The following is a 2,510-nucleotide window of genomic DNA, read 5'->3' as shown; positions in this document are numbered from 1 at the left end:
GCTGCCATCGTTTCACGTATTTAATATATAAATCGCAGCACCGTTATGCTGCGACTTAACAAAGTAGGGAATTAGCAAGTGGCCCAAACGTTATACGACAAAATTTGGCAAGCACATACCGTTGCCAGCATAAACGAGCAAACTGATTTACTTTATATTGACCGTCATTTAGTACACGAGGTGACATCACCACAGGCTTTTGCAGGTCTACGTGAAAAAAACCGTACGGTACGTTGCCCAGAAAAAACCTTTGCAACAATGGATCATAACGTATCGACTAAAAGCCGATCACTTGATGCCGCAAGCGAAGTATCTAAAAACCAGTTAATGGCACTTGATGCTAACTGTAAAGAGTTTGGTATTGTACTTTACGATTTAAACTCAATTAACCAAGGCATAGTGCATGTAATGGGGCCAGAACAAGGTATTACCTTGCCTGGCACTACCATTGTATGTGGTGATAGCCATACCTCTACGCATGGCGCGTTTGGCGCATTAGCGCACGGTATTGGTACTTCTGAGGTTGAGCACGTATTAGCAACACAAACGCTACAACAAAAAAAGGCAAAATCGTTAAAAATTCAAATTAACGGTGTGCTTCGCCCAACAGTAACCTCTAAAGATTTAATTATGGCGGTTATTGGTAAGTTAGGTACAGCTGGCGGTACAGGTTATGTTGCTGAATTTTGTGGTGAAGGCATTGAAGCACTTTCAATGGAAGCCCGTATGACGCTATGTAACATGAGTATAGAAATGGGTGCAAAAGCAGGTTTAATAGCACCAGATCAAATCACGTATGATTACTTAAAAGGTCGCCCATTTGCACCTAAAGGCACTGACTTTGACGCTGCAGTTGAATACTGGGAAACCTTAAAATCAGATGAAGGCGCAGAGTTTGACTTGAGTGTTGAGCTTGAAGCTGACGACATTCAGCCGCAAATTACGTGGGGTACAAGCCCAGAGCAAGTAATTGGCGTTGATGAATGCATACCAGATCCTGACCAAGAACCAGATTTAATTAAAGCCGATGCTATACGCAGCGCACTTAGATACATGGACTTAAAAGCCGGCGATAAATTATCAAGCGCAAAAGTAGATACAGTCTTTATTGGTTCGTGTACTAATAGCCGTATTGAAGATTTACGTGCCGCGGCAAAAATTGTTGAAGGCAAGCAAGTAGTAGCAGGCATTGAAGCACTTATCGTACCGGGCTCTGGCCTTGTTAAAAAGCAGGCCGAAGACGAAGGCTTAGCAGATATTTTTAAAGCGGCAGGTTTTGAGTGGCGCGAACCGGGCTGTTCAATGTGTTTAGCAATGAACGACGACCGCTTAGAAGCGGGCAAACGCTGTGCATCTACGTCTAACCGTAACTTTGAAGGCCGCCAAGGCCGNCGGCTGCTGCAATACATGGTCACTTTGTTGATATAAGAGGAGAAGCCTAATGAGCGTATTTTTTAGTGGCTTAATGGCCCCACTTGATAAAAACAATGTAGATACAGACCAAATTATTCCAAAGCAGTTTTTAACATCAACCAGCCGTGATGGTTTTGATGCAGCACTGTTTTACGATTGGCGTTACCTAGAAAACGGCGAACCAAATCCTGATTTTATTTTAAATCGCCCATGCTACCAAGGCGCGCAAATATTATTAACCCGCGACAACTTTGGTTGTGGCTCATCACGCGAGCATGCACCGTGGGCACTTAAGCAATATGGTTTTGAAGTAATTTTAGCGGAAAGCTTTGCTGATATTTTCTTTAATAACTGTGGCAACAACCAAATGCTAGCCATTGCGCTACCCGCTGATACGCTTGAGCAATTGTTTGTACTTAGTGAGCAACACGACGATATAAACATTCAAATCGATCTTGAAAACCAAACACTAACAAGCGATAAGTTTGCGCCAATTAGTTTTGATATTCGTAAAGACGTAAAAGAGCGTTTATTAAGTGGCTTAGATTTTATTGGTGTGACCGAAACGCTAAATCCACAAATTGATGCGTTTGAAAAACAACTTGCTGCTGAGCGCCCTTGGCAGTAACGAAAAGCAATTAATTACATATGAAAACAAAGCGCGGCTGAGTATATAAGCCGCGCTTTTTTTATGTTTAAGTTTTCTAATTATTAATGTCTAAAATCTGCCATTAGCGCAGGTATGCCTGGCAGCATACCAACAATAGCCATAACGGTAGTTAAAATAACAAACATAATTAGCGGAATAACCCAACGGCTCATTTTAGTTAAATTAGCACTGCGCTCTTTACAGCCAATTAAGCCTAAGTTATCAAGCAGCATAGTCAGTGACCAACCAAAAGCAGGGTTAACCAAGCTTGACGCAAATACAACAATAGCGGCCGATTGCGTTGTTTTACCTTCGCGTGTCATTTCCATACCCGCCTCAAGCAGCGGAATAAACACACCTACAATAAGCGCAACACACAGCACAGGTTGCCAAATGGCTAAATCCATTGGGTAGCCCCATAAACCCGCAATAATACAAAATACGGCTG

General features: G+C 42.4%; 2 protein-coding genes and 1 pseudogene. 2 read left to right on the top strand and 1 reads right to left on the bottom strand.

Going from position 1 to position 2,510, the window contains the following annotated elements:
* The first annotated feature begins 78 nt into the window (after positions 1 to 78).
* Positions 79 to 1,442: pseudogene (gene leuC / locus L650_RS0107395) on the top strand (3-isopropylmalate dehydratase large subunit).
* The gene (gene leuD / locus L650_RS0107390; RefSeq protein ID WP_004589386.1) at positions 1,442 to 2,041 is read left to right on the top strand and encodes a 3-isopropylmalate dehydratase small subunit; all 600 of its coding nucleotides are present in this window, start codon (positions 1,442 to 1,444) and stop codon (positions 2,039 to 2,041) included. The pseudogene leuC and the gene leuD overlap by 1 nt, the downstream one beginning before the upstream one ends.
* A gap of 83 nt (positions 2,042 to 2,124) precedes the next feature.
* Here the strand turns inward: leuD and L650_RS0107385 are convergent.
* On the bottom strand, positions 2,125 to 2,510 hold a 386-nt coding region (locus L650_RS0107385), incomplete at its 5' end, for a DUF3360 family protein (RefSeq protein ID WP_029772712.1).

Source organism: Pseudoalteromonas sp. TB51 (genome assembly GCF_000498055.1).
In the GTDB taxonomy this organism is placed as follows: Bacteria; Pseudomonadota; Gammaproteobacteria; order Enterobacterales; family Alteromonadaceae; genus Pseudoalteromonas; species Pseudoalteromonas atlantica.
The sequence above is the reverse complement of the archived record's forward strand: the minus strand, read 5'-3'. Positions and strand labels throughout refer to the sequence as shown.